Annotated in this window: 12 protein-coding genes; 3 read left to right on the forward strand and 9 right to left on the reverse strand. The window is 75.0% G+C overall.

Annotation, left to right across the window (positions count from 1 at the left end):
• Together RM555_RS27850 and RM555_RS27855 are read left to right on the forward strand one after the other, a co-directional pair.
• On the forward strand, window positions 1-521 hold a 521-nt coding region (locus tag RM555_RS27850), incomplete at its 5' end, for a phosphopantetheine-binding protein (RefSeq protein WP_311414501.1).
• Complete coding sequence (locus tag RM555_RS27855) at window positions 518-2800, forward strand: condensation domain-containing protein (RefSeq protein WP_311414502.1); 2283 nt, start codon at window positions 518-520, stop codon at window positions 2798-2800. The genes RM555_RS27850 and RM555_RS27855, both read left to right, overlap by 4 nt.
• A 58-nt stretch (window positions 2801-2858) precedes the next feature.
• Here the strand turns inward: RM555_RS27855 and RM555_RS27860 are convergent, their stop codons facing one another.
• The 9 genes from RM555_RS27860 to RM555_RS27900 form a co-directional block, all read right to left on the reverse strand.
• Complete coding sequence (locus RM555_RS27860; RefSeq protein WP_311414503.1) at window positions 2859-4169, reverse strand: condensation domain-containing protein; 1311 nt, start codon at window positions 4167-4169, stop codon at window positions 2859-2861.
• Window positions 4170-4614: 445 nt separating this feature from the next.
• Window positions 4615-4827, reverse strand: coding sequence for an MbtH family protein (locus tag RM555_RS27865; protein WP_393145799.1), 213 nt, complete (start codon window positions 4825-4827; stop codon window positions 4615-4617).
• A gap of 16 nt (window positions 4828-4843) precedes the next feature.
• Window positions 4844-6145 carry an aspartate aminotransferase family protein gene (locus tag RM555_RS27870; RefSeq protein ID WP_311414504.1) on the reverse strand — a complete coding sequence of 434 codons (1302 nt, stop codon included), beginning with the start codon at window positions 6143-6145 and terminating at the stop codon, window positions 4844-4846.
• Window positions 6142-9738 (reverse strand): CocE/NonD family hydrolase, encoded by a 3597-nt coding sequence (locus RM555_RS27875; protein ID WP_311414505.1) that lies wholly within the window; start codon window positions 9736-9738, stop codon window positions 6142-6144. The genes RM555_RS27870 and RM555_RS27875 overlap by 4 nt, the downstream gene beginning before the upstream one ends.
• Window positions 9735-11330 carry an MBL fold metallo-hydrolase gene (locus tag RM555_RS27880; RefSeq protein WP_311414506.1) on the reverse strand — a complete coding sequence of 532 codons (1596 nt, stop codon included), beginning with the start codon at window positions 11328-11330 and terminating at the stop codon, window positions 9735-9737. The genes RM555_RS27875 and RM555_RS27880 overlap by 4 nt, the downstream gene beginning before the upstream one ends.
• A complete protein-coding gene (locus RM555_RS27885; protein WP_311414507.1) occupies window positions 11327-12346 on the reverse strand; it encodes an LLM class flavin-dependent oxidoreductase in 1020 nt (339 codons plus the stop codon). The genes RM555_RS27880 and RM555_RS27885 overlap by 4 nt, the downstream gene beginning before the upstream one ends.
• A gap of 4 nt (window positions 12347-12350) precedes the next feature.
• Window positions 12351-14816: a beta-ketoacyl synthase N-terminal-like domain-containing protein gene (locus RM555_RS27890; RefSeq protein WP_311414508.1), complete on the reverse strand. Its 2466-nt coding sequence runs from the start codon at window positions 14814-14816 to the stop codon at window positions 12351-12353.
• Window positions 14813-21361, reverse strand: a complete 6549-nt coding sequence (locus RM555_RS27895; protein ID WP_311414509.1) for a non-ribosomal peptide synthetase — start codon at window positions 21359-21361, stop codon at window positions 14813-14815. The genes RM555_RS27890 and RM555_RS27895 overlap by 4 nt, the downstream gene beginning before the upstream one ends.
• Window positions 21362-21399: 38 nt before the next feature.
• Window positions 21400-24687, reverse strand: coding sequence for a non-ribosomal peptide synthetase (locus RM555_RS27900; RefSeq protein WP_311414510.1), 3288 nt, complete (start codon window positions 24685-24687; stop codon window positions 21400-21402).
• Window positions 24688-24970: 283 nt separating this feature from the next.
• Here RM555_RS27900 and RM555_RS27905 point away from each other — a divergent pair, with 283 nt between their 5' ends.
• Window positions 24971-26203 carry an MFS transporter gene (locus RM555_RS27905; protein ID WP_311414511.1) on the forward strand — a complete coding sequence of 411 codons (1233 nt, stop codon included), beginning with the start codon at window positions 24971-24973 and terminating at the stop codon, window positions 26201-26203.
• Window positions 26204-26258: the final 55 nt, after the last annotated feature.

Here is a 26258-nt window from a genome sequence, read left to right on the forward strand (position 1 = left end):
ACCAACTCCGCGACACCCTCCACCACACCCTCCCCCGCCACCTCGTACCCCACGCCATCATCGCCCTGCCCCACTTCCCCCTCACCCGCAACGGCAAGATCGACCGCAACGCACTCCCCGCACCGGATCCCACGACCGTCCGCTCCGCGCCGCCCGGCGACGCCGTGCAGCGGCAGCTCGCCGGGATCTGGGCGACGGTGCTGGGCACCCCCGTGGCGGGCATCGGAGTCCGCGACGACTTCTTCGCCGTCGGCGGGCACTCCCTGCTGGCCACCCAGGTCACCGCGCAGGCCGGCGCCGCGTTCGAGGTCGACCTACCGGTCGCGGCACTGTTCCGGGACCCGACGATCGCGGGGCTGGCCGACGAGCTGCGCCGCGTCGAGCGCCGGCCCGGCTGGGTGGACACCGTGGCCGGCCTGCGCGAGGCCGTCGCCGCGCTCACCGAGGACCAGGCCCGACGAGCGCTGGCTGCCGCCACCCGGCCCGGCCCGCCGTACGACGAGACAGGAGCACCCCGATGAGCGGCCCGTCGCCCGACCCGGTCGCCGCGCTGCTGCGACCGCCGCCCGGCTGGCCGGCGGAGGAGCACCGGCACCTACTGGTACGGCTGCTGCGCGAGCGGCTGGACACCACGCCGGCCGGTCCCGCCACCGTGGCCCAGCGGCAGCTCTGGTTCCTGCAACAGCTGGAACCGACCAGCACCGCGTACCACATCCTGACCGTGGTGCGGATGACCGGCGAGCTGGACCTGCCGGCCCTGCGCGGCGCGCTCGCCGCCGTCACGGACCGGCACGACCTGCTCCGGGCCACCTTCGCGATGGTCGACGACGAGGTGCTCGTGCGGATCGGTCCCTGCGCGCCGGTGCCGGTGCCGGTCGTCGACCTCGGCACGACGGACGCCGCGACCCGAGAGCAGCGGGTCCGGCAGGAGCTGGAGAAGGCCCACGACGAGCTGTTCGACCTGGCCGAAGGCCCGCTGCTGCGAGCGGTGCTGATCCGTTGCGGGGCCGACGAGCACCTGCTCGCGGTCACCGTGCACCACATCGTCTTCGACGGCGGGTCCCGCCCGGTCTTCTGGAACCACCTCGCCACGGCGTACGACGCGCTGCGGGCGGGGACGACGCCGGACCTCGATCCGCCGGTGTCCGACGACGAGGACGACGAGGACGACTTCGCCGACGACCCGGAGGACCCGGACGCGGCACTGGCCTACTGGCGCGAGCGGCTGGCCGGCCTGCCCGACCTGGACCTGCCCGGCGTCCGCGACCGGGTGCCCGGGGCGTTGGCCGCCGGGCGGCGGCTGGACGTGCCGCTGGACCGCGGCGTGACGACCACCCTCACCCGGCTGGGCCGGTCCCGGCGGGCCACCTCGTTCATGACGCTGCTGGCGGCGTACCTGGTGCTGCTGTCCGTGCGCACCGGCAGCAGCGACGTCGCCGTGCTGTCGCCGACGACGGGCAGGACGAGCGAGGCGGACGAGAGCCGGATCGGGTACTTCGTCAACACCGTGGTGCTGCGCGGCGACCTGGCGGGGAACCCGACCTTCGCCGAGGTGGTCGACCGGGTCCGGGAGCTGACCCTCGGGGCGTACGCCCACATGGCGGTGCCGTTCGAACGGATCGTGGACGAGGTGCGCCCGGCGCGGGTGCCGGGCCGGATGCCGTTCTCGCAGTTCGCGTTCAGCGTGGAGGGCCGGCCCGCGCCCCCGCCCCGGCTCGCCGGCCTGAGCACCGCCTGGGTCGACGTCGACACCGGCACGGCGAAGTTCGACGTGCAGTTGGACGTCCTGACCGACGCCTCGGGCGGGCTCGTGGCGGCCTGGACCTGGCGCGACGGGCTGTTCGACCCGGCGGACATGGCCGCCGTCGCCGACGACTTCGTGGCGCTGCTGGACGCGGTCGTCGCCGACCCGCACGCCACCGTCGACGCGCTGCCGGTGCGCCGGCCCGTGCCGGGCGTCCGGGCGGCGACCCCGCCGCCCGCGGCGCGTGCCCGGCCGGGCGGGACGGGGTCCGGCACGCTGGTGCACCTCGGCGGGCCGACCGACCGACCGCCGCTGATCCTGCCGCACCCCGTCAGCGGCACGGTCGGCGCGTACGCCGAACTCGCCCGGCTGCTGCCCGCGTACCACCTGGTCGGCATCGAGTCGGCCGCCGACGCCACCGGCGACTCCATCGACGCGCTCGCCGGGGCGTACCTGGACGACGTCGTCGCCCGCTGGCCGGCCGGCCCGTACCGGCTGTGCGGCTGGTCGATGGGCGGCCTGCTCGCGTACGAGATGTCCCGCCGGCTGGTGCGGACCGGACGCACCGTCGATCTGCTGGTGGTGCTCGACACCGCGCCCGGGCAGGCGCGCCCGGCCGGCGAGGGGACCGACGACGCCGCGACGGCGGCCCGGTTCGCCGCGGACCTCGCCGCGTCCCTCGGCCGGGACCACCCGGCGCCGACGGCGGCGACGCTCGCCGCGCTGCCGGTCGAGGAACAGACGATGCTGCTGCGCCGCTGGCTGGTGGACGCCGGGGTGACCCCGGTGGCGCTGCCGGTGCGCGAGGTGCGCCGCCGGGTGGAGACCTTCGCCCGGCACGTCACCGCCGTGGCCGGGTACCGGCCGGAGGGCGCGGAGCTGCCGCTGACCGTCGTGCAGGCCTCCGCGTCGCCGCGCTGGCAGCCGCGCTGGGAGCGCTACGTCGGCGCCCGGACCACCGTCCACGAGTACGAGGGCGACCACTACTCGCTGCTGCGCCGGCCCACGGTGCAACGGATCGCCGGTTGGCTGGCCCGGGCGCTGGACGACCGGTGAGCGACGGCGCCCGGCCCTCGGCGGCAGTGCCGGGCGGCGCCGAGGCGGGCGGGTGTTGTCAGGCGGTGGGGGCGCCGGCCGCGAGGGGCTGATCCGGCGACGCCAGCCCGACCTCCAGGCAGCGGCGGGTCTCCGCGAGCAGTTCGTCGGTGCGTCCGGCGCTGTAGGAGGAGGCAGCGGCGTACAGCTTGATGCGTAGCTGCTCCTGGCCGTCGAGCTGGTCGAAGTAGCCGCCCAGACCGGCGGTGTCGTCCAGCGCCGAGGTGCTGTCCAGCTCGATCGCCTCGGCGGTGGCGCCGGGCCAGTCGATCGCCCGCAGCAGGGAGTAGTTGACCGAGACCGGGGCCAGCAGGTGCACCGGCACCCCGCGCCGCTTCAGCTCCACGACGACCCGCTCGAAGGGGACGGCCTGGTGGCCGAGCGACTCGGCGGCCTGGTGGGCGACCCGGCGGCTGAGGTCGGCGAAGCCGATCCCCGGCGGCACGTCGACCCGCAGGACCGCGGCCTGGCTCAGCTGGCCGACAACGCGTTCGCAGTCGAGGAACGACCGCATGTCCACGACGAACGCCACCCGGAACGACCGGGTGGCGGCGGGCCCGCCCAGCGCGCCCAGCAGGGCCGCGGTGTACGCGGCGAACGGGGAGACCCGCAGGCGGCGCACGGCCGGCACGATCCCGCCGGAGGGGACGTGCGCCTGCGCGAGGTGACCACCGGGGGCCGGGGGTGGCCCGTCCGGTGCCGCGTCGAACGGGTCGGTCAGGTCGGCCCCGGTCTCCACCGGGCCGAGCCGGCCGAACGTGTCGAGCCACCAGTCGAGGTCCTCCTCCGCCTGCTCCTCGCCCAACTCGAAGAGCCGGTCGAGGACGTCGTCGATCGGCTCGGCGGCGGGTGGCTGGCCCGCGCTGGCGCCCAGCTCCGCCCCGTAGAGGACGGCCAGGTCGTCGACCAGCAGGTCGAGGGAGTGGTGGTCGAGAAGCGCCATGTGCGCGCGCAGCAGCAGGTAGGAGCTGTCCGTGGCGGTCCGGGCCAGCGAGACCGCCCAGCACGGCCCGGCCCACAGGTCCACCGGCCGCCGCAGGGCGGCCTGGCACCAGCCGACGGCGGCCCGGTCGTCGGGCACCTCGACGACCTCCAGGTCGGCCCGGTCGCGGCCGTCGCGCAGGACCACGTAGCCGTCGCGCTCGGCGAACGCCCGGCGCAGCAACGGATGCGCCTCGCCCAGCCGGCCGACGGCGCGCCGCAACGCCTCGACGTCGACGTCGCCGTCCAGGCGGTGGCACACCTGGGTCATCAGGGTCGCGGGACCGACCCGGCCGTCGAGACGGCACAGGTATTCCTGGTGTTCGCTCGTCTCGAAATGGTCCCGCACCTGAATCCCCCGGAAGAATAGATGGCCCCGGCGGACCAAATATCAACTGATCTGCGAACTGACGAGATCGCCTACCGACGTTCCGGAAGACGCATTTCAGAGGGTCGTACCAGAATTGCCTCGGAGACCTTGGTCTCCTGTTTTCCAGCTGTCAGGCGAGCCGGCTCTTGCGGGGCCGAACCACGAGGTCGATGTCCACCAGAGTCGTTGCCGTGTAGCAGTGAGCACGCATCTTGACTCCCATCCGGAACCGCCGGGGTCCACTGTGGATAGACGTTAATATCTCGGTCCCGGCTCCGCAACCCGAAGTTTTTCCTGCGATAGGCGACACCCGCGCACACAATTACCGCCCGCCGCTATCCGCTCGCGGGAAGTAATCGTGGCACGGGCGGGAGGCGGGCCCGACCGGACGACGCGCGCCGCGCGGCCGGGCCCCTGACGTCGCCTACCGGGCCTCGCCCGCCATCGCCCGGCGCAGGCTCAGCGGGCGCATGTCCGTCCACACCGAGTCGATGTGCTCCAGGCACCGGGCGCGCGGCCCGACGAAGCCCTCCTCCCGCCAGCCGGCCGGGATCTCCCGCCCGTCCGGCCAGATCGAGTACTGCTCCTCGTCGTTGACCACGACCCGGCAGATGTCGGCCGTCTCCGTCTGCTCCACCGTCATCTTCTTCTCCTCACAGCTCGGACACCTCGGTCAGGGCCCGGTCGATCCCGGCGATCCCGGCGGTCAACTCCTCCGCCGTGATGGTCAACGGAGGGAACAGGTGCAGCCGGTTGCCCGCCGCCAGCGGCCAGACGCCCTGCCGCTTGCACGCCGCCAGGACGGCGGCCATCTCGGGCGCCAGCGTCCCCGGGGCCGCGTACGGCGCCAGCGGCTCGCGGGTCGCGCGGTCCCGGACCAGCTCGACGGCCCAGGCCAGGCCGACGCCGCGGACGTCGCCGACGACCGGGTGGCGCTCGGCCAGCTCGGCCAGCGCCGGGCCCACCACGTCGCGGCCGAGTGCGGCCGCCCGGTCGACCAGGTTCTCCTCCCGCAGCACCCGCAGCGCCGCCACGATGGAGGCGCAGGCCAGCGGGTGCCCGGAGTAGGTGAGCCCGCCGGGGTAGCGGCGGTGCGCGAAGTGGGCCGCCACCGCGCGGGACAGCAGCACCCCGCCCACCGGCACGTAGCCGGAGTTGACCCCCTTGGCGAAGGTCATCAGGTCGGGCACCACGTCCCAGAGGTCGCCGGCGAACCACCGGCCGCAACGGCCGAAGCCGGTCATCACCTCGTCGGCGATCAGCAGGATGCCGTGCTCGTCGCAGAGCCGGCGGACGCCGGCCAGGTAGCCGTCCGGCGGCACCAGCACGCCGTTGCTGCCGACCACCGGCTCGACGAGGATCGCGGCGATCGTGTCCGGGCCCTCGTACCCGACGAGCCGGCGCAGGTGCTCCAGCGCCCGTTCGCCCTCCTGCGCGGCGTTCTCGGCGTGGAACTCGCTGCGGTACGGGTACGGGCCCGTGAAGTGCACGGCGCCGCCGCTGGCCGTGTCCACCGGCCAGCGGCGGGGGTCGCCGGTCAACGCCAGCGCCCCCGCCGTGGCCCCGTGGTAGGACCGGTAGGCGGCGAGCACCTTCGGCCGCCCCGTCACCACCCGCGCCATCCGCACCGCGTGTTCCACGGCCTCCGCGCCGCCGGTGGTGAACAGGACCGTCTCCAGGTCCCCCGGTGCCACCTCGACGATCGCCCGGGCCGCCTCGTCACGGACGTCGACGGCGAACGACGGCGCGATCGTGCACATCCGTCCGGCCTGCTCGCGCAGCGCCGCCACCAGGGCCGGGTGCTGGTGGCCCAGGTGCAGGTTGCCCATCTGGGCGTGCAGGTCGAGCCACCGGTTGCCCTGCTCGTCCCAGAACCAGCTGCCCGCGCCGCCGGCCACGCGCACCGGATCGATCTCCTCCTGCGCGGACCAGGGGTAGAAGACCGGCCCGGTCACGACGCCTGCCGTTCGCGGACCAGGTCGACCTGCTCGGCCAGCGTCGGCGCCGCGAACACGTCCTGCAGAGAGAGCCGGACCTGGTACGCCTTGCGGATCCGACTGATCAGGCGGATCGCGAAGAGCGAGTCGCCGCCCAGGTCGAAGAAGTCGTCCCCGGGCTCGACGCCGTCGACCTTGAGCAGGGCGGCCCAGATCTGCCCGAGCTGGTCCAGCACCTCGGAGCGGCCGTCGTCGGTCGCCGGGCCGGACGGCGCGGCGGTCGGCTGCGCCGGGTCCGCGGCGGCCTCCGGCGGGGCGGTCGGCCGCCCGGGGGCGGTGGCGGCGGGCACCAGTTCCAGCCGTCCCGCCGTGCTCCACCGCACGGTGGCCCCGGTGTCCCGCATCCGTGCCCCCGGCGTCCCGGCGTACGGGTCGTCGACCTCGCCGACGCCGCTGACCCACAGCCGCCCCGGGGTGTTCACCGGCACGGGCCGCGCGCGGTCGTCGAGGACGTAGCAGCGGGCTGAGGCCGGCAGGTCGTCCCGGCCGACCAGCGCGTCCGGCAGCCGCGCCGGGTTCCAGCCGTCGAGCACGGCCCGCAGCTCCCGGCGGGGCATGGCGGAGAGCTCCCCCACCGGCCGCTCCTGGTCGGCGACGAGCTGGTCGAGCACGGTCAGCATCGAGTCGAGGATCCGCTGGACGGTGGCCCGGTCGAACAGGGCGAGGCGGAAGTCGAGGCTGCCCACCATCCGGTCCTCGCCGACCTGGTTCACGGCCAGCGCCAGGTCGTACTTCGCCGAGGTCCACTCCGGCGGTTCCAACCGCAGCGCCTCGACCGCGCCCAGCCGGAACCGGTCCGGCACCGCCCGGCCGTACCGGACGCAGACCTGCACCAGCGCGGAGACCGCCGGGTCTCGGCGTGGGCGCAGCTCGCCGACCAGCGTGTCGAAGGGCACCCGGCGCAGCTCCAGCGCGGTCAGCACACTGCCGCGTACGTCGTGCAGGAACTGGGCCACGGTGGCGTCCCGGTCGACCCGGATCCGCAGCGGCAGCAGGTTGACCAGGCAGCCGATCAGGTCGCGGGTCGACTCGTCGTCGCGTTGCAGGCTCGGCGTGCCGATCAGCAGGTCGTCGCCCGCGCCGTACGCGTTCAGGGTGCGGGCGAACGCGGCGGTCAGCAGGGTGAACGGGCTGGTCCGCGCGGCGGCTGCCGCCGCCACCAGCCGGGCGGCGAGCCCGTCGTCGACGGTGAAGCGCACCGACCCGCCCCGGTGGTCCAGGACCGGCGGCCGGGGCCGGTCCGTCGGCAGGGTGATCACCTGTGGGGCGCCGTCCAGGTAGCGCCGCCACCGGGCGAGCTGGTCGGCTGCGCCCGGCCCGGCGAGTTCGGCCTGCTGACGGCGGGCCACGTCCGCGTACCGGCACGGCACGTCCGGCAGCCGGAGCGGCTCCCCCCGCGCGTACGAGGGGTAGAGCCGGGCCAGCTCCGCGAAGAAGATCTCCGCCGCCGTCGGGTCGGCGGCGACGTGGTGCACCACCAGCAGCAACGCCGTCCGGCCGGCGGGCAGCACCACGGTCGCGACCCGGATCGGCCACTCCCGGGCGAGGTCCCACCGGCGGTCGCGGAATCCGGTCACCCGCTCGTCGCCCGCCCAGCCGTCGGCGGGCGCGTCGCTGAGGTCCAGGCGCGCGATGGTGAGCGGCGCCGCCGGGTGGATGCGCTGGACCGGTTCCTCGTCGACCTCGACGATGGTGGTCCGCAGCGCCTCGTGCCGGCGGACGATCTCGTCGACCGCCGCGTGCAGCGCGCCGGCGTCCACCGGCCCGGTCAGCTCGACCGCCGCGTCGAGGTGGTACGCCGCTCCGCTCGTGCCGGCCTGCTCGGCCAGCCAGATCGCCCGCTGCGCCACGGAGAGCGGGGCCGTCACGTCGTCGGCGTCGCGCCGTCCGAGGGTTGCCGCGCGGGGCAGCTCCAGCGTCGGGGCGGCGTCGGCGTCGTGGCGCACCGTCAGCACCGGCGCGACGTCCCGGGGCACGGTCAGCGCGTTGTCGGCGTCCGCACCGGTGAGCGCCAGCCGGATCCGGTCGCCCGCCGCGAACCGGTACGCGATCGGGTGCAGCTCGATCTCCAGGCGGGAGTCGCCGGGGGCGCCGTCGACCTGGCCGCAGCCCTCGGTGACGTACAGCGAGGTGCCGTCGGGGGCGACCGACTCCAGGTAGGCGAAGACGTCCGCCGGGCCGTCGGTGACCCGGGCGGCCAGGCGCAGCACCGGGGCGCCGACCAGGTCGACCGCCTCGGTCAGCGGGTCGGAGGTCCAGCACAGCGCCCGGGTGTCGTTGTCGGTCAGGTCCGGCCGCTGGAAGGGCGAGCCGTAGCCGCTGGCCCACCGGCTGGTCTTGCCGGACGTGGTGGCGTAGTCCACCTCGTACCGCCGGGCCTCGCCGGCCCGGGGTTCCGGTCCCAGCTCGCCGGCCGGGCCGAGATGCCAGGTGCCGGTCGTCGCCGGCTCCGGCGGCCAGGACCGGGCGGTACGCCACGCGTCGGCACCCAGCACGTGGTACCGGACGGCTGGGCCGTCCATGATCCCGGTGTCCCGGCCCCGCAGCCAGTGGTCGAACCAGCGCACGTGCTCGTCGGCCAGGTTGTAGCCGGCGCCGCCCAGCACCCCGCCGGTGTGCGGCCAGGGGCCGATGACGACCCGGTGCGGCACGGTCAGCCGGCGGGCCCACTCGGTCGCGTCGCGCGCCCACACGTCGTGCCAGCCGCCCAGGTGGTAGACGGCGACCCCGGAGGCGTTGATCGCCTCCAGGAGCGCCGACGGGCTGCGGGTCAGGTACGCCGCCTCGCCGGTGTCGGCCAGCCGCGACTCGCGCCCGGGCAGGCCGGCGAACATCGTCCGGACGTCCCGGTTCGCCACGTGCTGCGCGCGGGCGGCGGCCAGCAGGAGGCCGTCGGGGTCGTCGTCGAGGGGCGCGACGGGGCCGCGCAGGTCGAGTTCGCGCACGTCCTCGCCCCAGGCGCGGGCGAAGTCGTCCCGGAACACCCCGCCGTCCCAGGCGAAGCGGTGCAGGTCGAACAGCGCCATCTGCGGGAAGATCGCCGCCAGGTGCGGTGGGGCGGTGCTCGCCGCCAGGTACTGCGAGACCCCGAGGTAGGAGCGGCCGAACATGCCCACCCGGCCGTCGCACCAGGGCTGGGCGGCGATCCACTCGGTGACGTCGTACGTGTCGGTCGCCTCGACCGTCGAGAAGGGGCCGTCGCTGGTGCCGAACGACGCGCCGCTGCCCCGGCTGTCCACCACCACCACGACGTAGCCGCGGGCCAGCAGGCGCTGCGCGACCGGAAAGGCCCGCAGCGTCACCTCCCCGGGGGCCACCTCGGCCACGCCGAGGTCGTCGATGTCGGTGAGGTCGACGTCCGCCAGTTCGGCGCGTACCACCGCCAGGAAGTCGTCGCGCCCGGGGCGCGGCGACACCTGGTGGTAGCGGTCGTGGGCCCAGACGGCGGGCGCGGGGTCACGCTGGCCGACCGGCCGGAAGACGTACGCCGCCAGCCGGGTCCCGTCGCGGGTGGCCACGTACTGCGAACGGCAGGTCCAGGTGCGGCTCATGCCAGGTCGGCCCGTCCGTAGAGCTCCCGCGCCGGCACCCCGACGTCGGCGCAGCGCTGGAAGAACTCCGCCATCTGCTTGAGCTGGTACGACTCGTCGGTGTAGTTCGTCGCCATGACGAACACCAGCCACGGCTCACGGCCCATCGCGTACACGTACGCCTGCCGGGCCCGCAGCCGCCGCACGATGCCCATCGCCTCGACGGCGTCGGAGCCGTTGAGCTTGCGGCTGCGGCTCATCTTCTGGTCGATGCGGCGGGAGAAGAGCGGACCGTACATCCAGGACAGCGGGGCGCCGTCGCACTCCATGCCGAGGAACGCCATGTCGACGTCGCCGATCATGTCGTGGATGTGGCCGAACAGGGCCGGGTCGACGCAGCGGTTGTCCGCGCCGAAGTAGAGGTTCTTCCCGCCGGTACGCACCGAGTAGGTGACCTTCGCGGCGATGTCGAGGTCGCAGTGCTCGCCGACGAACGGGCACACCACGATCTGCCCGTCGGGCAGCTCGATGGTCTCGCCCGGCTCCACGTCGACCACGTTGGGGAAGCCGAGCGCCTCCAGGCACAGCCGCAGCGACGGGTCCTGCAACGCCCCGGCGGCGGTCTTCGGCACCACCACCGTGCCGATGCGGTGCCGCAGCTTCAGCAGGGAGGCCAGTTCGAGGTGGTCCTGGTGCCCGTGCGTGATCAGCACGTAGTCGATGACGTCGGGCAGGTCGGCGTAGGCGTACCGGTCGCCGTCGCCGAGGGCGTCGGACAGGAACGGGTCGGTCATCACGGTGACCGGGCCGGACTGCACGACCACGCAGGCGTGCCCGAAGTAGCGCACCCGCAGCCCCGGGCCGTCCAGGTTGCGGTCCGGGCTGCCGCCCGGCTCGGCGGAGAACAACCCGCTGAAGGTCGCCAGGTCGGCGTCGGAGACGTCGAACGCCTCCCGCAGCTCGCCGAAGGGCCGGGCCGTGGTCATCGTGGAGAAGAGCAGGTCGATGCGGGGGTCCCGCAGCGGCATGGTGGCCTGCACGTGCCCGTTGCCGGGGAACCGCGGGGTGGTCATCGCGAAGGGCCGCTCGTCGCCGGTGGCCAGCGACAGGTCCACCGAGTGGGCGGTCTCGTCGAAGTGCCGCGACCGGTAGAGCATCCGCTCGGCGAGCCGGATCCGGGCGTGGTCGTTGAGGTCGTAGACCAGCTCGACGTAGCCGCGCAGGGCCGGCGGGATCTCGCCGTAGCGGGGCGTCAGGTCGAAGCCGTCGGCGAGCTTCTCCAGGTTGACCGTCAGCTCGTCCATGGCCGCCGACAGCTCCGGCATCGGCCCGTCGGCGAGCCGGGTCGCCAGGTCGGACACCCCGTCGAGCTGGTCGTCCTCGAGGTCGACGAACATGCCGCCGCGCAGCTTCGGGTCGCGGGCCGAGCGGCGGTGCAGGGCCGGCGCGTCGAGGAACGAGCGCAGCAGCGGCACGTGCAGCTTGGCGAAGTTCATCGCCGCCGGCACCGGCGACACCAGGTTCAGCCAGGCGTAGTACCGGTGGATGAGCGGTTCCAGCGCCAGGTTGGGGCGGGCGTGCACCAGGTCGTGGCTGGCGAAGGGCTGGTTCATCGCGCTCCCTCGGTCGAGTCCGTACGCAGTCGGTCCCGGACGGTCCGGACGACCTGTGCGAGGTGGTGGAAGTCTTCGTCGTCGGTGGGGGTGTCCAGCACGAAGGTGTGCACCCCGGCCCGGACCATGGCCAGCAGCCGCTCGACGGCGCCGGCGTGGTCGGCCACCAGGTAGGGCCCGTCCGCCTGGCCGGAGCGGAACGGCGCGAGCCGGTACGCCGGGTCGACGGTGACGGCGCCGTGGCCGGCCTCCGCCTCGGCGAAGAGCCGCTGCTTCCAGACGGAGTCGGTGTTGGCCATGGTGACCGCGGTGATCTTCGCGCCGTCCGGGTCCTCCGGGAAACGGGCCTCGGCGACCCGCTCGGTCTCCTCCGCCGTCGCCCGGGTCAGCAGCCCGAAGTTCAGCGCGCCCGGTGCCCCGTCGGCGTCGGGCCGGGCCGCCGTGAGCATCTGGATGCTGGTGGCGCCCACCCGCTCGGCCACCTGCCGGGCGGCCGGGGACTGCCCCGCGACGAACAGCCGGGGCAGCAGGTGCGCGGGAAGGCCGGGGGTGAGCTGCAACCGGGACACCTGGTAGAACCGCCCGTCGAAGCTGAACGGGCGGCGGCTGCCCAGCACCCCCATCATGATCTCGACGTACTCGGCGAGGCGCGCGTACCGGTCGTCGTGGTCCAGCCGGTCGCCGAGCGCGTCCAGGTCGCTCACGGCGGTGCCGGTGATCAGGTTGAGATCGATCCGCCGCTGGTAGAGCAGGCCGAGCGAGGCGACCATCCGGGCCGCGGTGAACGGGTGCTGGTAGACGGGGTTCACCGCGACCAGCGGGCTGAGCCGGGTGGTGCCGGCCGCTGCGGCGGTCGCCAGGACCCAGGGGTCGAGCACCGCGCCGCTGCCGGTGAAGATGAGCACCCCGTCGAGGTCCGCCGCGTCGGTGCGGCGGATGACGGACATCGCCGTGTCCGCGTACGCGGTCAGGTCCCGGACCCGGGGCACCACGGTGATGAAGCTGACGTCGGGCACGGCCTCACGCTCCCTCTTCGGTGACCGCGGCGAGCGCGGCCCGGATCTCCTGCGCCTCGCGCAGCTTGCCGTCGATCACCTCGGCGAGCGCGGCGACGGTGGGGGTCTGCAGGAACACGCCGAGTTGCAGGTCGACGTGGAAGGCCTGGGCGAGGTCCCGCAGCGTCCGGGCGGCGCTGAGCGAGTCCGCGCCGAGCATCAGCAGCGAGTCGTGCAACCCGATCCGGTCCACCCCGAGCCGGCGGCGCCACACGGCGGCCACCGCCTCCTCCAGGACCGAGCCGGCGGCCGGCTGGGCGTCGGCGGCGGGCTGGGCGTCGGCGGCCGGGGCCGTCGGCGTCGGGCCGGTCACGGGCGCCACGGCCACCGGGTCGACCCAGTGCCGCGTCCGCTGGAACGGGTACGTCGGCAGGCCGACGCGACGCCGCGACGCGCCCTCGTGCAGGGCGGCCCAGTCCACGTCGACGCCCCGGCGCCACAGCTCGCCGAGCGCGCCGAGCAGCCCACGGAGGCTTCCGGCGGCGTCGGTCAGGGCCAGCGTCGACGCCTCGGCCGGGCCGACGGCCAGCGTCAGGTCGGCCTCGGCCGGCGCCCCGGCCGGCGCGGGCGGGTGGCTGCCGGCGCGCAGGGCGCGCCCGGCCTCCGCCACCGTCCAGCGGCCGTCGACGACGGCGGCCGTCACGGCGCCCGGACCCTCGCCGTGGGCGGCGACCGGGGACACGCCGCAGGCGCCCAGCAGCCGGGCGAGCGCGAGCTGCCCGGTGACGGTGGCCGCGTCGGAGCCCGCCCCGCCGGCAGCTGGGTCGACGCCCAGCTCACCGGCCACCCGGTCGACCTCCGCCCGCAGCCGGGGCAGGGCGTCGCACAGCGCGGCCAGGTCGGGGCAGGTGGCGGGGAACGCGTACGCCACCGTGGCGCTCTCCGGCGACGCCTCGCCCGCGCCGACGGCGGACAGCGCGCGGGCCGCCTCCCCGGCGTCGGTCGCCACCACGACGGCCCGGTGGCGCAACGCGCGACGGCCGACCTGGCTGGTGTAGGCGACGTCGGCGAGGGCCTGCTCCGGGTGACGCCCGAGGTGCTCGGCGAGCCGGTTGGCGGCGGCGGCCAGCGCCTCGCCGCCGGCCGCGGAGACGGCGAGCAGCACGGCCGGCGGGTTCGGCCCCGGCGGCGCGGGCGGCGGCGCCTGTTCGAGGATGACGTGCGCGTTGGTGCCACCGACGCCGAACGAGCTGACCGCCGCGCGGCGCGGCCCGGTGACCTCGGGCCAGTCCCGCAGCATGTCGTTGACGCGGAACGGCCCCCGGTCGAGGGAGGTCTGCGGGTTGGGCTTGCGGAAGTGGATCGACGGCGGCAGTTCGCCGTGGTGGATGGCGAGGACCGCCTTGATCAGCGAGGTCACGCCGGAGGCGGTGTCGAGGTTGCCGACGTTCGGCTTGACCGAGCCGATCGCCCATCCGGCGCCCGAGGCGCCGGCGGCGCCGTACGCCTCCTCCAGGGCGGACACCTCGATCGAGTCGCCCATCAGGGTGCCGCTGCCGTTGGCCTCGACGTACTGGATGGAGCCCGCCTCGACGTCGGCGACCCGCAGCGCCCGGCGGATCACCCGCACCTGGCCCGACCGGCCGGGCGCCACGAAGCTGACCTTGCCGGCGCCGTCGTTGTTCACCGCCGAGCCCTTGACCAACGCGTAGATCCGGTCGCCGGCGTCCTCGGCGTCCTCCCGGCGGCGCAGCACCACCACGCCGGCGCCGTCGCCCAGGTGGTAGCCGGCGGCCTCGGCGTCGAAGGCCCGGCAGCGGCCGTCGGGCGAGTTGATGCCGTCGGCCTCGTGCCGGTAGCCGCGGGGCACCGGGTTCTTGACGCTGACCGCGCCCACGATCGCCATGTCGCACTGGTAGTCGAGCAGGCTGCTGATGGCGTGGTGCAGCCCGACCAGGGCCGAGGAGCAGTTGGTCTGCACCGTCATGCTGGGCCCGGTCAGGTCGAGCTTGTACGAGATGCGGGTGGCCAGGTTGTCCTTGTCGCTGGCGACGGCCATGCCCAGCCGGCCGGCGGAGTCGACCAGCTCCTGCTGGGGCAGCAGGTGGTAGAGCAGGTACTGGTTCAGGCCGCAGCCGGCGTACACGGCGATGTCGCCGGGGAAGCGGCGGCTGTCGTAGCCGGCGTCCTCCAGCGCCTCCCAGGCGCACTCCAGCAGGATCCGGTGCTGCGGGTCGATCAGCGTCGCGTCCGTCGGCGAGTAGCCGAAGAACTGGGCGTCGAACCGGTCGGCGCCCTCGATGCCCGACCACACCGGCACGTACGCCGGGTCGGCGCGTTCCTCGGCCGGGACGGCGTCCAGCTCGGCGGCGGTCAGCTCGCGGCCGGCGTCGACGCCGTTGCGGAGCAGCTCCCAGAACTCGGCGACGTTCGCCGCGCCCGGAAACCGTCCGCTCATCCCCACGACGGCGATGTCCATCTCGCTGCTCATCGACTTCCCACTTCCTGAATACGCTGGCGCATCAACCGGCGGCGGTTCGCCACCTGCTCGTTGCGGTCGGGCCCCGGGTCGACGGGCGGGTCCGTCGCCGGGCGCGCGGGCTCGCCGAGGTGCTCGGCGAGCTTGCGCACGGTGGTGTGCTCGTACAGGTCGACCAGCGGGAACTGCCGGCCGAGGAGTTCCTGGAGGCGGATGTGCACCTGGACCAGGCTCAGCGAGTTGCCGCCGACGTCGAAGAAGTTGTCGTCGAGTCCGACGGCGCCGACGCCGAGGACGTCCAGCCAGATCTCCGTGACCTGGGCCTGGAGCCCGCCGGCCGCCGGGGCGAGCGGCCGGGCCGTGGCGCCCGCGCCCAGCCGGGCCAGCGCCTCGGTGGCCTCGGCCGCGACGGCGCGCCGGCTCACCTTGCCGGTCGCCGTGGTGGGCAGCTCGTCGACCAGGTGCAGCAGCGGCACCATGAACTCCGGCAGCCGCTGCCGCAGGTGGGTGCGCAGGTCGTGCAGCAGGTCCCGCCGCGCGGTGGCGCCCAGCGGGTCGTTGGCCAGCTCCGGCCAGTCGGCGCGCCGGGCCCGCGGCGGGGTCCAGCCGACCGTGTCGTCCGGGCGGGACGCGGGCCAGAACCGCAGGTCCATCGTGTACGGGTCGCGCGCGGTCGACGGCACCACGGCGGTCCGTCGGCCCAGCGCCTCGCCGATGCTCCAGCAGTCCTCCGGGTCGACCCCGGGCGGCAGCTCGCCGGTCGGGCGGGTCACCGGGTCGGCGTCGGCGAGACCGGCCAGCCGGCGTACGGGGCCGGCGACCGTGACCAGCCGCGCGTTCGGCACGTCGCGTACCTCCACCGGGCGGTTGCGGTTGCCGCGCAGCAGGCTCCGCAGCCGGGCGACGTCCAGCCCGTCGCGCGTCCAGTCCAGCCGCACCGGCTCGACCGGCTCGGCGGCGGCGCCGTCGGGGGCGGTGCCCACGTGCAGGACGACGTCGTAGCGGAACGCGCTCAGCTCGTTGGCCTGCCGGCCGCGCTTGAGGTGCAGCTCCACCCCGGTCACCCCCGGCAGCCAGTCCGGCGCGGTGAGGAACAGGTCGGGGGCCAGCACCAGCTCGTCGTCGGCGAGCACCCGGGCGGCGACGCGGCGGCGCAGCTCGGCGACGGTCAGGCCGGGCTCCGGCTCGGCGCCCAGCTCCACCGAGGCGTGGAACACCTCCAGCAGGTCGAGGTCGCGTACGTCGCCCAGGTAGATCCGCCCGCCGGGCGAGGCCGCGGTGACCGCCGCGCGCAGCACCCCGCGCAGGTAGTCGTGGTGCGGGAAGTACTGGGTCACCGAGTGCAGCACCACGGTGTCGAAGCTGCCGGCCTCGATGCCGGTGATGTCGTCGGCCTCCCGCAGCAGCAGCGTGACCGAGTCCCGGTCCACCCCCTCGGCGTCGAGCCGCTGTTCGAGCACCTTCAGGCCGGCGGCGGAGAAGTCGGTGCCGACGTACGCCTCGCAGTCCGGCGCCAGCGCCAGGGTCAGGTTGCCCGTGCCGCAGCCGAGCTCCAGCAGCCGGCGGGGGCGCAGCTCCCGGATCCGCCGGACCGCCTGGTCGATCCACTCGCCCATCTCGACGTCGGTGAACGGCGCGCCCGTGTAGCTGCTGGTCCAGATCGCCTGCTGGGCCTCCTCGGCGGGACCGGCCTCGGTGTACATCCGGTCGTAGAGCAGCCGCCAGTCCGACACCCGGGTGGTGGCCGGCGCCCCGCCCGGATCGGCTCCGGCCGGCGCGGACGACCCGCTGCGCGGCCGGGGCACGACCGCCGCGACGATCCGCTGCTCCCCGCCGCCCGGCGCCTGGGCGAGCGCGGCCACGGCGGCGGCGACCCCGGGGTGGGCCCGCAGCGTCGCCTCGATCTCGCCCAGCTCGATGCGGAACCCGCGCACCTTCACCTGGTGGTCGGCCCGGCCCAGGAACTCCAGCCGCCCGTCGTGGCTGAACCGGCCCCGGTCGCCGGTGCGGAACAGCCGCCCGCCGTCGCCGTACGGGTCGGGGACGAACCGCGCCGCCGTCAACGCCGGCTGGTCCAGGTAGCCACGGGCCAGGCCGGCCCCGCCGACGTACACCTCGCCGGCGAAGCGGGGCGGCACCGGCCGCATGGCCTCGTCCAGGACGTAGATCCGGGTGTTGCCGACGGGTCGCCCGACGCTGCCGACCCGCTCCGGTCCGGTGACCACGTCCAGGGTCACGTCGGCGGAGATCTCCGACGAGCCGTAGAGGTCGACCAGGACGCAGCCGGGCAGGGCCGCCAGCCACCGCGCGGCCAGGTCGGCGGTGAGCGCCTCCCCGCTGGAGTGGCAGTAGCGCAGCGCCGACAGGCGTCCGCCGACGTCGGCGACGCCGTCGAGGATGGCCCGCAGCAACGACGGTACGGCCACCAGGCGGGTGACCCGGTGCCGGGCGAGCAGGTCGACCAGGCGTACCGGGTCGCGTCCGACGTCCTCGGGCACCACGACGACCGGGGCGCCGGCGAAGAGCGGCAGGAACATCTCGCCGCCGGAGTCGAAGAAGCTCAGCGAGGTCTTGTGGCTGCCCACCTCGTCCGGCCCCACCGGGAAGCGGTCCATGATCCACCGTTGCCGGTTGACGATGCCCCGGTGCAGGCCGAGTACGCCCTGCGGGGTGCCGGTGGAGCCGGAGGTGTAGACGACGTAGGCCACGTCGTCGGGGTGGGCCGTCGGCAGCGGATCGCGGTCGTCCTCGGTCGCGAGGGACTCCTCGGCCGGGTCGACGACCTCGACGTCCGGGAGGCCGACGGCCGCGCCGGGGGCGGCGACGAGCAGCCGGGCCCCGGAGTCGGCGAGCATGAACCGCAGCCGCTCCACCGGGTACGACGGGTCGAGCGGCACGTAGGCGGCGCCGGTCTTGAGGATCGCCAGCACGGCGGTGAGGCTGACCGTGGAGCGGGGCACCAGCAGGCCGACCCGGGTGCCCCGGCCGGCGCCCAGCCCGATCAGCCGGTGGGCCAGCCGGTTCGCCGCCGCGTTGAGCTCGGCGTAGGTGAGCCGGGTGGTGTCGTCGATGGCGGCCGGCGCGTCCGGGGTCCGGCGAGCCTGGTCGGCCACGATCTCCGGCGCGCACCGGTCGGTGTCGTAGTCGGCTGCGGTGTCGTTCCACTCCACCAGCACCTGCCGGTGCCGCTCGGCGCCGAGCAGGGGCAGGGCGCCGACGGGGGTCGCCGGCGCCGCGACGGCCGCGGACAGCAGCGCGGTCAGCGCCTCGGCCAGCACGCCCATGGTGTCGGCGTCGAACAGGTCGGTGCTGTAGTCGAAGGTGCCCAGCAGTTCGCCGTCGTGCTCGCCCAGGTAGAGGGAGAGGTCGTAGTAGGTGGCCCGCTGCCGCACCGGCCGGCTGCGCACCCGCAGCCCGGCCCAGTCCCCCAGCGCCCCCTCGTGGTTGAGCACCATCGGCGTGAGGCCGAGCCGGTCGGTGCCGCGCCCGTGCTGGTAGGCGAAGGCCGCGCTGAGCAGCGCGCCGCGGCTGGCGTCGGCGGCCTGCCCGAGCCCCTCGACGATCCGCCCGAACGGCACCTCGGCGCGGTCGGAGGCGGCCAGCACCGCGTCGTGGGCCGCCCGGGCCAGGGCGCCGAACTCCGGGTCGGCGGACAGGTCCACCGGCACCGGCAGCGGGTTGACCAGGTAGGCGACCAGGTCGGCGAAGCGGCCGCGGACCCGGCCGGCGTGCACGAAGCCGAGCGGGAACGTCGCCTGGCCGGCGTAGCGCGACAGCACCGCCGCGTAGCCGGCGAACAGCACGGCGGTGCGGCTGATCCCCTGCGCGGCGGCGAGCGCGTCGATCCCGGCGCACAGGTCGGCGTCGAGCCGGAACGCGTGGGCGGCGCCCCGGAAGGTGCGCACCGACGGGCGGGGCCGGTCGGTCGGCAGGTCCAACGGCACGAGGTCGGCGACCTGGGCCTGGCACGTCGCGGTCAGCTCCCGGCCGACCGGGCCGTCCAGGAAGGACCGCTGCCAGGCCACGAACTCGGCCGGGTGGGCGGCGGGGGCGGGCGGCGCCGCGTCGTCCCCGGCGGCGTGCCGGCCGTAGCCGGTCGCCAGGTCCTCGACCAGCACCGCCAACGACCACACGTCCATGACGCTGTGGTGGGTGCAGAGCAGCAGCGTGTGGCGGTCCGCCGCGTGCCGAAACAGCACGGCGCGCAGCAGGGGCGGGCCGGCGAAGCCGACCCCGAGTTCCGCCTCGATCTCCTCGTCGAGCCGGCCCGCCGGCCAGCCCGCCGCGTCGCGCACCTCCAGCGTGACCTCGGCGTCGTCGGCCACCCGCTGGGTCACCTCGGCGCCGGCGTCGTCGTAGCGGGTGAGCAGGGCCGGGTGCCGCACGCCGAGGTCGCGCACGGCGCGGGCCAGCGCCGCCGCGTCCAGCTCGCCGTCGACGGTGACCGCGCGGCACAGGTTGAGGTTGGCCGGGTCCTCGGCGAGGGCGCCCTGGAACCAGATCGCCCGCTGGCCGTACGACAGCGGATAGGGCCCCTCAACGGCGGCCGGGGTGGCCGGCGGCTCGGCCGGCACGGACGCGGACGGCAGCGCGGCGGCCAGTTCGGCCACCGTGCTGTCGCCCAGCAGGTCGGTCAGGGCCGGGCGGACGCCCCACTCCCCCTCGATCAGGTGTTGCAGCTCCACGGCCCGCAGCGAGTCGAACCCGAGCTCCGGCAGGGAGCGGTCCGGGTCGATCCGCTCCGGGTCGACGTCGAGCAGCCCGCCGGCCAGGGCGCGCAGTCGCTGCGCCTGCGCCGGCGCGGCGGCCGGGGCGGGGCGCGCGGCCGGGCGCAGGGGGTCGTCCGCGACGATCGTGGCGCTGCCCGCCGCGTACGCCCGCGCGCAGTCGCCGCGACGGGTCTTGCCGCTGGTGGTGACGGGGATGGTGCCGGGCGGTACGGCCAGCACCCGGTGCAGGTCCAGGCCGTGGCCGGTCACCACGGCCCGGCGGGCTGCCTCGGCGATGGCCGGCGCCTCGTCCGCCGCCCGGTCGGAGCGGGTCTCGTACCACAGGACCACGGCCTCGCCGACGCCGTGGCCGTCGTCGGCGACGTCCACGCCGAACGCCGCGATCCGCCCGCCGAGGCGGGGGCAGGCGGCGCGGACGGTCTGCTCGATGTCGTCCGGGTAGTGGTTCTGGCCGCGGATGACCACCGTCTCCTTGATCCGGCCGCGGACGTACAGGTGACCGTCCTGGCGGAAGCCGAGGTCGCCGGTGCGCAGGTAGGGGCCGTCGTCGGGGTCGCCGCCGAGGGTGGCGTGCAGGGTCCGCGCGGACTCCTCCGGCCGGTTCCAGTACCCGTCGACGACGCTGCCGCCCCGGACCCAGATCTCGCCGGCCGTGCCGTCGGGCACGGGGTGGCCGGTCGGGTCGACGATCCGGACCTCTGCCTCGGGCAGGATCTCGCAGCCGACCACCTCCGTGCCGGGGCGGTGGGCGGCGGGTCCGGCGGGGTCCGGGTCGGCCACCGTGGTCACGACGGGCCGCTGCGCCCGCGCCCGCCCGGCGACCAGCAGCGTCGCCTCGGCCAGTCCGTAGCAGGGCAGGAAGGCCCGCTCGTCGAAACCGTGCGGGGCGAACGCCGCAGCGAACGCGCGTAGGGTCGCCGCGCGTACGGGCTCGGCGCCGTTGAACGCCACCCGCCAGGAGCTGAGGTCCAGGGCGGCACGGTCGGCCTCGGCGACCTTGCGCACGCACAGGTCGTAGGCGAAGTTGGGCCCGCCGCTGATGGTGGCCCGGTACCGGCTGATCGCCTGGAGCCACCGCACCGGGGTGCGGATGAACGTCGCCGGGTCCATCAGCACCGTCGGCACGCCGAGGTAGACGGGGGTGAGCAGGGTGCCGATCAGCCCCATGTCGTGGTGCGGGGGCAGCCAGGAGGCCATCACCGTCGCGTCGTCGAAGGCGAAGGAGCGGCGGATGGCCCGCAGGTTCTCCAGCAGGTTCGCGTGGCTGACCATCACGCCCTTGGGGGTGCTGGTGGTGCCCGAGGTGTACTGGAGGAACGCCAGTCCGCCCTCGGCCACCGCCGGCTGCCACCCGGCGGGCGCGGCGTCGAGGGACTCCAGCTCCAGGACCGGCAGCCGGCGACCGGGCATGAGCGTGGTCAGGTCCACGGCGCTCGTGACCGCGCGGGCGGCCAGCACCGCGGTGGCCTGCGCGTCGTCGAGGATCCGCCCGACGACCGGGGCGCTGGCCCGGTTGAGCCGGGCGGCCAGCGGCACCGGCACGGTGCCGGCGTAGAGGCAGCCGAAGAAGCCGGCGAGGAAGTCGACACCCGCCCCGACGAGCATCAGCACCCGGTCACCGGGACGGCAGTGCCCGGCCAGGGCCGCGCCGACCCGGCGGGCCCGGGCGTCGAGCGTCGCGTAGTCCACCGTGTCGGCGGAGCCGTCCTCGGCCACCAGGTGCAGGGCGGGGCTGTCGGGCTGGACCCGCGCCTGGTGCGACAGTGCGGCGCCCAGGTTGACGACGTCGGTCGCCTCGTGGATCAGGGCGCCGGTGTGCTCGGTCATCTGGCTCTCCACTCGATGCACAGGGGTCGGACCGGGGGTCACGGCTGCCCGGGGGCGAGCCGGGCGGCCAGCTCCGCGACCGTCGGCGCGTCGAAGATGACCGCCACCTCGACGTCCGCCCCCAGCTTCGCGCCGGCCAGGGCCACGATCCGGGTGGCCGTGAGGGAGTCGCCGCCGAGGTCGAAGAAGTCGTCGTGGATGCCGATGCCCTCGCGTCCGAGCACGTCGCACCAGATGTCCAGGAGCACCCGCTCGCGCTCGTCACGCGGCCCGTCGGCCCCGGCGGCGCCGGGCTCGTCCTGGCCCGGCGGTGGCAGCGCCGCGACGTCGAGCTTCCCGTGGTTGGTCAGCGGCAGCCGGGGCAGGCTGACGAAGGCGGCGGGCACCAGGTAGTCCGGCAGCCGCCGGCGCAGGTGGGCGCGCAGGTCCGCGGTGCCCGGCAGGTCGTCGCCGACGACGTAGCCGACCAGCCGGGCGTCCCTGCCGGGCGGGTCCCGGCGTACGACGACGGCGGCCTCGCGGACCGCCGGGTGGCGGCGCAGCGCGGACTCCACCTCGCCCGGCTCGATGCGGTAGCCGCGCAGGTTCAGCTGCCCGTCGCCCCGGCCGAGGAACTCCAGGACGCCGTCCGGCCCGAACCGGGCCAGGTCGCCGGTGCGGTAGACGCGGGCGCCGGGCGTGTCGGCGAACGGGTCGGGCAGGAACCGCTGCGCGGTCAGGGCGGAGTTGTCGAGGTAGCCCCGGGCCAGCCCGGCGCCGCCGACGTACACCTCCCCCGCCACGCCCGGCGGTACGGGCTGCATCGCGTCGTCCAGCACGTACACCCGGACGTTGGCCATCGGCCGGCCGATCGGGACGAAGGGCCGCTCGTCGTCGGGGTCGCACGGCCAGGCGGTGCAGGAGACCGACACCTCGGTCGGGCCGTACAGGTTGAACATGGTGACGTCGAGCCGGTCGAAGACCAGCCGTTGCGTCTCGGGGGTGAGTTCCTCCACGCCCGAGACGATCCGCCGCAGCGACTTCAGGTCCGCGGCGTCGGCGGTGAGCAGCACCTCGCGCAGGGCGGTCGGCGCGAAGTCGGCGTCGGTCACCCCGTGCTGGGCGATCACCGCCGCCAGCCGGCGCGGGTCGAAGGTCGCCGTCTCGGGCATCAGCACGCTGGCCGCGCCGTTGAACAGGGCCCGGAACAGCTCGTCCAGGGAGACGTCGAAGGTGCAGGCCGCCTTGCGCAGCACCCGGTCGTGCGGGCCGAGCGGGAAGTTGCGCTGTGCCCACAGCATCCGGTTGGTGAACCCACGGTGGGTGACCTGCACGCCCTTGGGCTGCCCGGTGGAGCCGGAGGTGAACAGGGTGTAGGCCAGGTTGTCCGGGTGCAGCGGCACGGCGGGGTCGGTGGCGGGACACGTGGCGGTGAGCGACGACTCCCCGTCCAGGTCGATGATCCGCCGGCCGGGGCTCCACACCTCGTCGCACAGGTCCCCGGCGGAGATCGCGACCGCCGGGCGGACCTGCCCCAGCAGCGCGTCCCGGCGGGCCTGCGGGTCGCGCGGGTTGACCGGCAGGTGGTAGCCGCCGGCCTTCAGCACCGCCAGGATCGCCACCACCTCGGCGGCGCAGCGGGGCAGGCACACCGCCACCGGGTCCTCCACGCCGACGCCGAGGTCGCGCAGGTGGTGCGCCAGGCGGTTGGCCCGTTCGTCGAGTTCGCGGTACGTCGTGCGGACGTTGCCCTCGACGACCGCCACCGCGTCCGGCGTACGCCGCGCCTGCGCCTCGACGAGGCGGTGGACGAGCGCCTCGGGGCCGAGGTCGGCGGCGGTGTCGTTCCACTCGTGCAGGATCCGGTGCCGCTGCGCGTCGTCGAGCATCGGCAGCCGCCACACGCACGTGTCGGGCTCCCGCGCCGCCTCGACGAGCAGCAGCTCGAACTGCCGGGCCATGTCGCGTACGGACTCGCCGGTGAATAGGCTGGTGTCGTACTCGAACTCACCGATGAGCCCGTCGGCCGTCTCGGTGATCTTCACCGTCAGGTCCATCCGGGACCGGCCGGTCTCCATCTGGTGCACGTCGACCCGCAGCTCCGGCAGGTCCAGCCGACTGGTGGGCACGTTCTGGAGCACGAAGGCGACCTGCGCGAGCGGCTGGTGGCTGCGGCTGCGCTCCGGCTGCAACGCGGCGACGAGCCGCTCGAACGGCACGTCGCGGTGCCGGAACGCGTCCAGCGAGGCCGCCTTGACCCGGCCCACCAGCTCGGCGAAGGTCGGTTCGCCGGACAGGTCGGCGCGTACCACGATCATGTTCAGGAAGCAGCCGATGAGGTGCTCCAGCTCGTGCTGTTCCCGCGTCGCGATGGGGCTGGCGACGACCATGTCCCGCTGCCCGCTGTGCCGGGCGAGCAGCACGGTGAAGGCGGCGAGCAGGGTCATGTAGGTGGTGGCCCCCTGACGCTGTCCGAGGGCGCGGATCCGGTCCGCGTCGGCGGCGCCGAGCCGGAACCACTCGGAGGCGCCGACGAACTGCTGCACCGCCGGGCGTGGGCCCTTGGTGGGCAGGGCGAGCAGGGGCGGCACGCCGGCCAGCTCAGTGACGCGCTCGCGCAGGTGGGCCGCCATCCGTTCCTCGCCGACCGCGGTGCGCTGCCAGGCGGCATAGTCGGCGTACTGGATCGGCAGCTCGGGCAGGTCCGGCGCCGCGCCGGCGGCGAAGGCGGCGTACGCGGCGGCCAGCTCGCGGCAGAAGATGGTGAACGACCACAGGTCGCAGACGAGGTGGTGCACGGTGACCCCGAGCACGTGCACGTCGGGGGCGATCCGGTAGAGCACCGCCCGCATGCTCTGGCCGGCGGCCAGGTCGAGCGGGACCCGCATCTCCCGCTCGACGGCGGCCCGCAGGACCGGGTCGTCGGGGCGCGCGGTGGCGCCGGGCAGGTCGACCACGTCGATGCTCAGCGGGGCGGGCGGCGTGACGGCCTGCACGACCCGCTCGCCGAGCTGGCGGAAGGCGGTACGCAGGATCTCGTGCCGGCGGACGACCTCCTCGATGCTCCGGCGCAGCGCGTCCCGGTCCAGCGAGCCGGTCAGGATCAGCAGCGTGGCGTCGTTGTGGTGGACGGCGTCGTCCTCCAGCCGTTCGATGAACCAGAGCCGCTCCTGCGCGAAGGACAGGGGTGCCTCGGCGGCGTCCAGGCGGGGGATGGCGGCGCTGGCGGGTGCCGGATCGGAGCGGCTGGCGCGCAGCCGCTCGTCGAGCAGCGCCCGCGCCGAACTGGACAGCCGCGCCACGCGTTGCGTGACGTCACTCGCGACCGGATGCTCCTGCCGTCCCACTGGTCCTCCGTTGTCCGTCGGTGATCCGGCCGCGGTCCGGGGCCTCCACCGGACGCGAGCGTCGCACCGATGCGGGTGCCGATCCTCGATCTCTACCAGGCTGGTTGAGCGCTTAGTCAGCATGATGAGCGGTAATAGGGGTTTGACCTCACAATTCACGACATCTGTTCCGAGTCCTAGGGGTTGGGCAACCCGTTTCCCTGCCACATGATGGGCACGCTTGTGACGCCGCCGGCGCGCCAGCACGCAGCCCGTCCGACCGGCCGACCGGAGGTGATGCCAGGTGCGCGACGACCTCCGGATCCTGGCCGACCGGTCGTACCGGATGCTGTTCCTGGCCCGCACGCTGTCGCTGCTGGGCAGCGCCGTGATCCCGGTGGCGCTCGCCTTCGCCATCCTCGACGCGCCCGGCGGCTCCGCCACCGACCTCGGCCTCGTGCTCGCCGCCCGGTCGCTGGCGCAGGTCGCGCTGCTGCTGTTCGGCGGTGTCCTCGCCGACCGGATGAACCGCTTCCGCCTGATGGTGGGCTCCGACCTGCTGGCCTTCGCCGCGCAGGCGGCCCTGACCGTGGTGTTCGTCAGCGGCCGGCCCTCGCTGCCGGTCGTGATCGCCCTGTCCGCCGTCAACGGCGCCGCCGCCGCGCTCTTCCTGCCGGCCTCCCGCGGCGTCGTGCCGCAGGTGGTGGCCCAGGAGCAGCTCCAGTCGGCCAACGCGCTGCTGCGGCTGTCGCGCAACAGCACCACCATCGGCGGCGCGGCCCTGGCCGGGGTGCTCGTGGCCGCCCTCGGCGCCGGCTGGGCGCTGGCGGTCCCCGCCGCCACCTTCCTCGGCTCCGCGCTGCTGCTGGCCGGTGTCCGAGTGTCGCACCCCGCCCGGGCCGCCGCCAGCACCATCCTCGCCGACCTGCGGGAGGGCTGGCGGGAGTTCAGCTCCCGGTCCTGGGTCTGGCTGGTGGTCGTGCAGTTCGCGTTCGTCAACGGCTGCTTCTCGGCGATCTACGTGCTCGGCCCGCTGACCGCCAAGGAGCAGTTGGGCGGCGTCACCGCCTGGTCGGTGATCGTCACCGCGCAGGCCGTGGGCCTGGTCGGCGGCAGCCTCGTGGCGATGCGGATCCGACCCCGCCGGCCGATGCGGGTGGCGGTGCTGGCGACCTTCGGTTTCCTTCCGCCGTTCGCGCTGATCGCGGCCGGGGCGCCGGTCTGGCTGATCGCGGCCTCGATGCTCGTCAACGGCGTCTGCGTCGACATCTTCGAGGTCCTGTGGGACACCGCCCTGCAGAACCACGTGCCCAACGAGGCGCTGTCGCGGATCAGCTCGTACGACGCCATGGGCTCGTTCGTGCTCGGCCCGCTCTGCCTGGCCGTCGTCGGCCCGGTCGCCGAGCGGATCGGCGTCGCCCAGACGCTGCTCATCGCGGGCGGGGTGCTCGGTCTGGTGACCGTCGCGACCTTCTCCGCGCGGTCGGTGCGTCAGCTGCCCGCAAGAGTCCCCGCCGCACAACCCGCCACGGTGTGAATCCGGCGACCTCGCCGGCCACGGATCAGGGTGGAGATCGGAGCAGGATGGAGCA

The sequence above is a fragment of the Micromonospora reichwaldensis genome, from assembly GCF_031845925.1.
Taxonomy (GTDB): domain Bacteria; phylum Actinomycetota; class Actinomycetes; order Mycobacteriales; family Micromonosporaceae; genus Micromonospora; species Micromonospora reichwaldensis.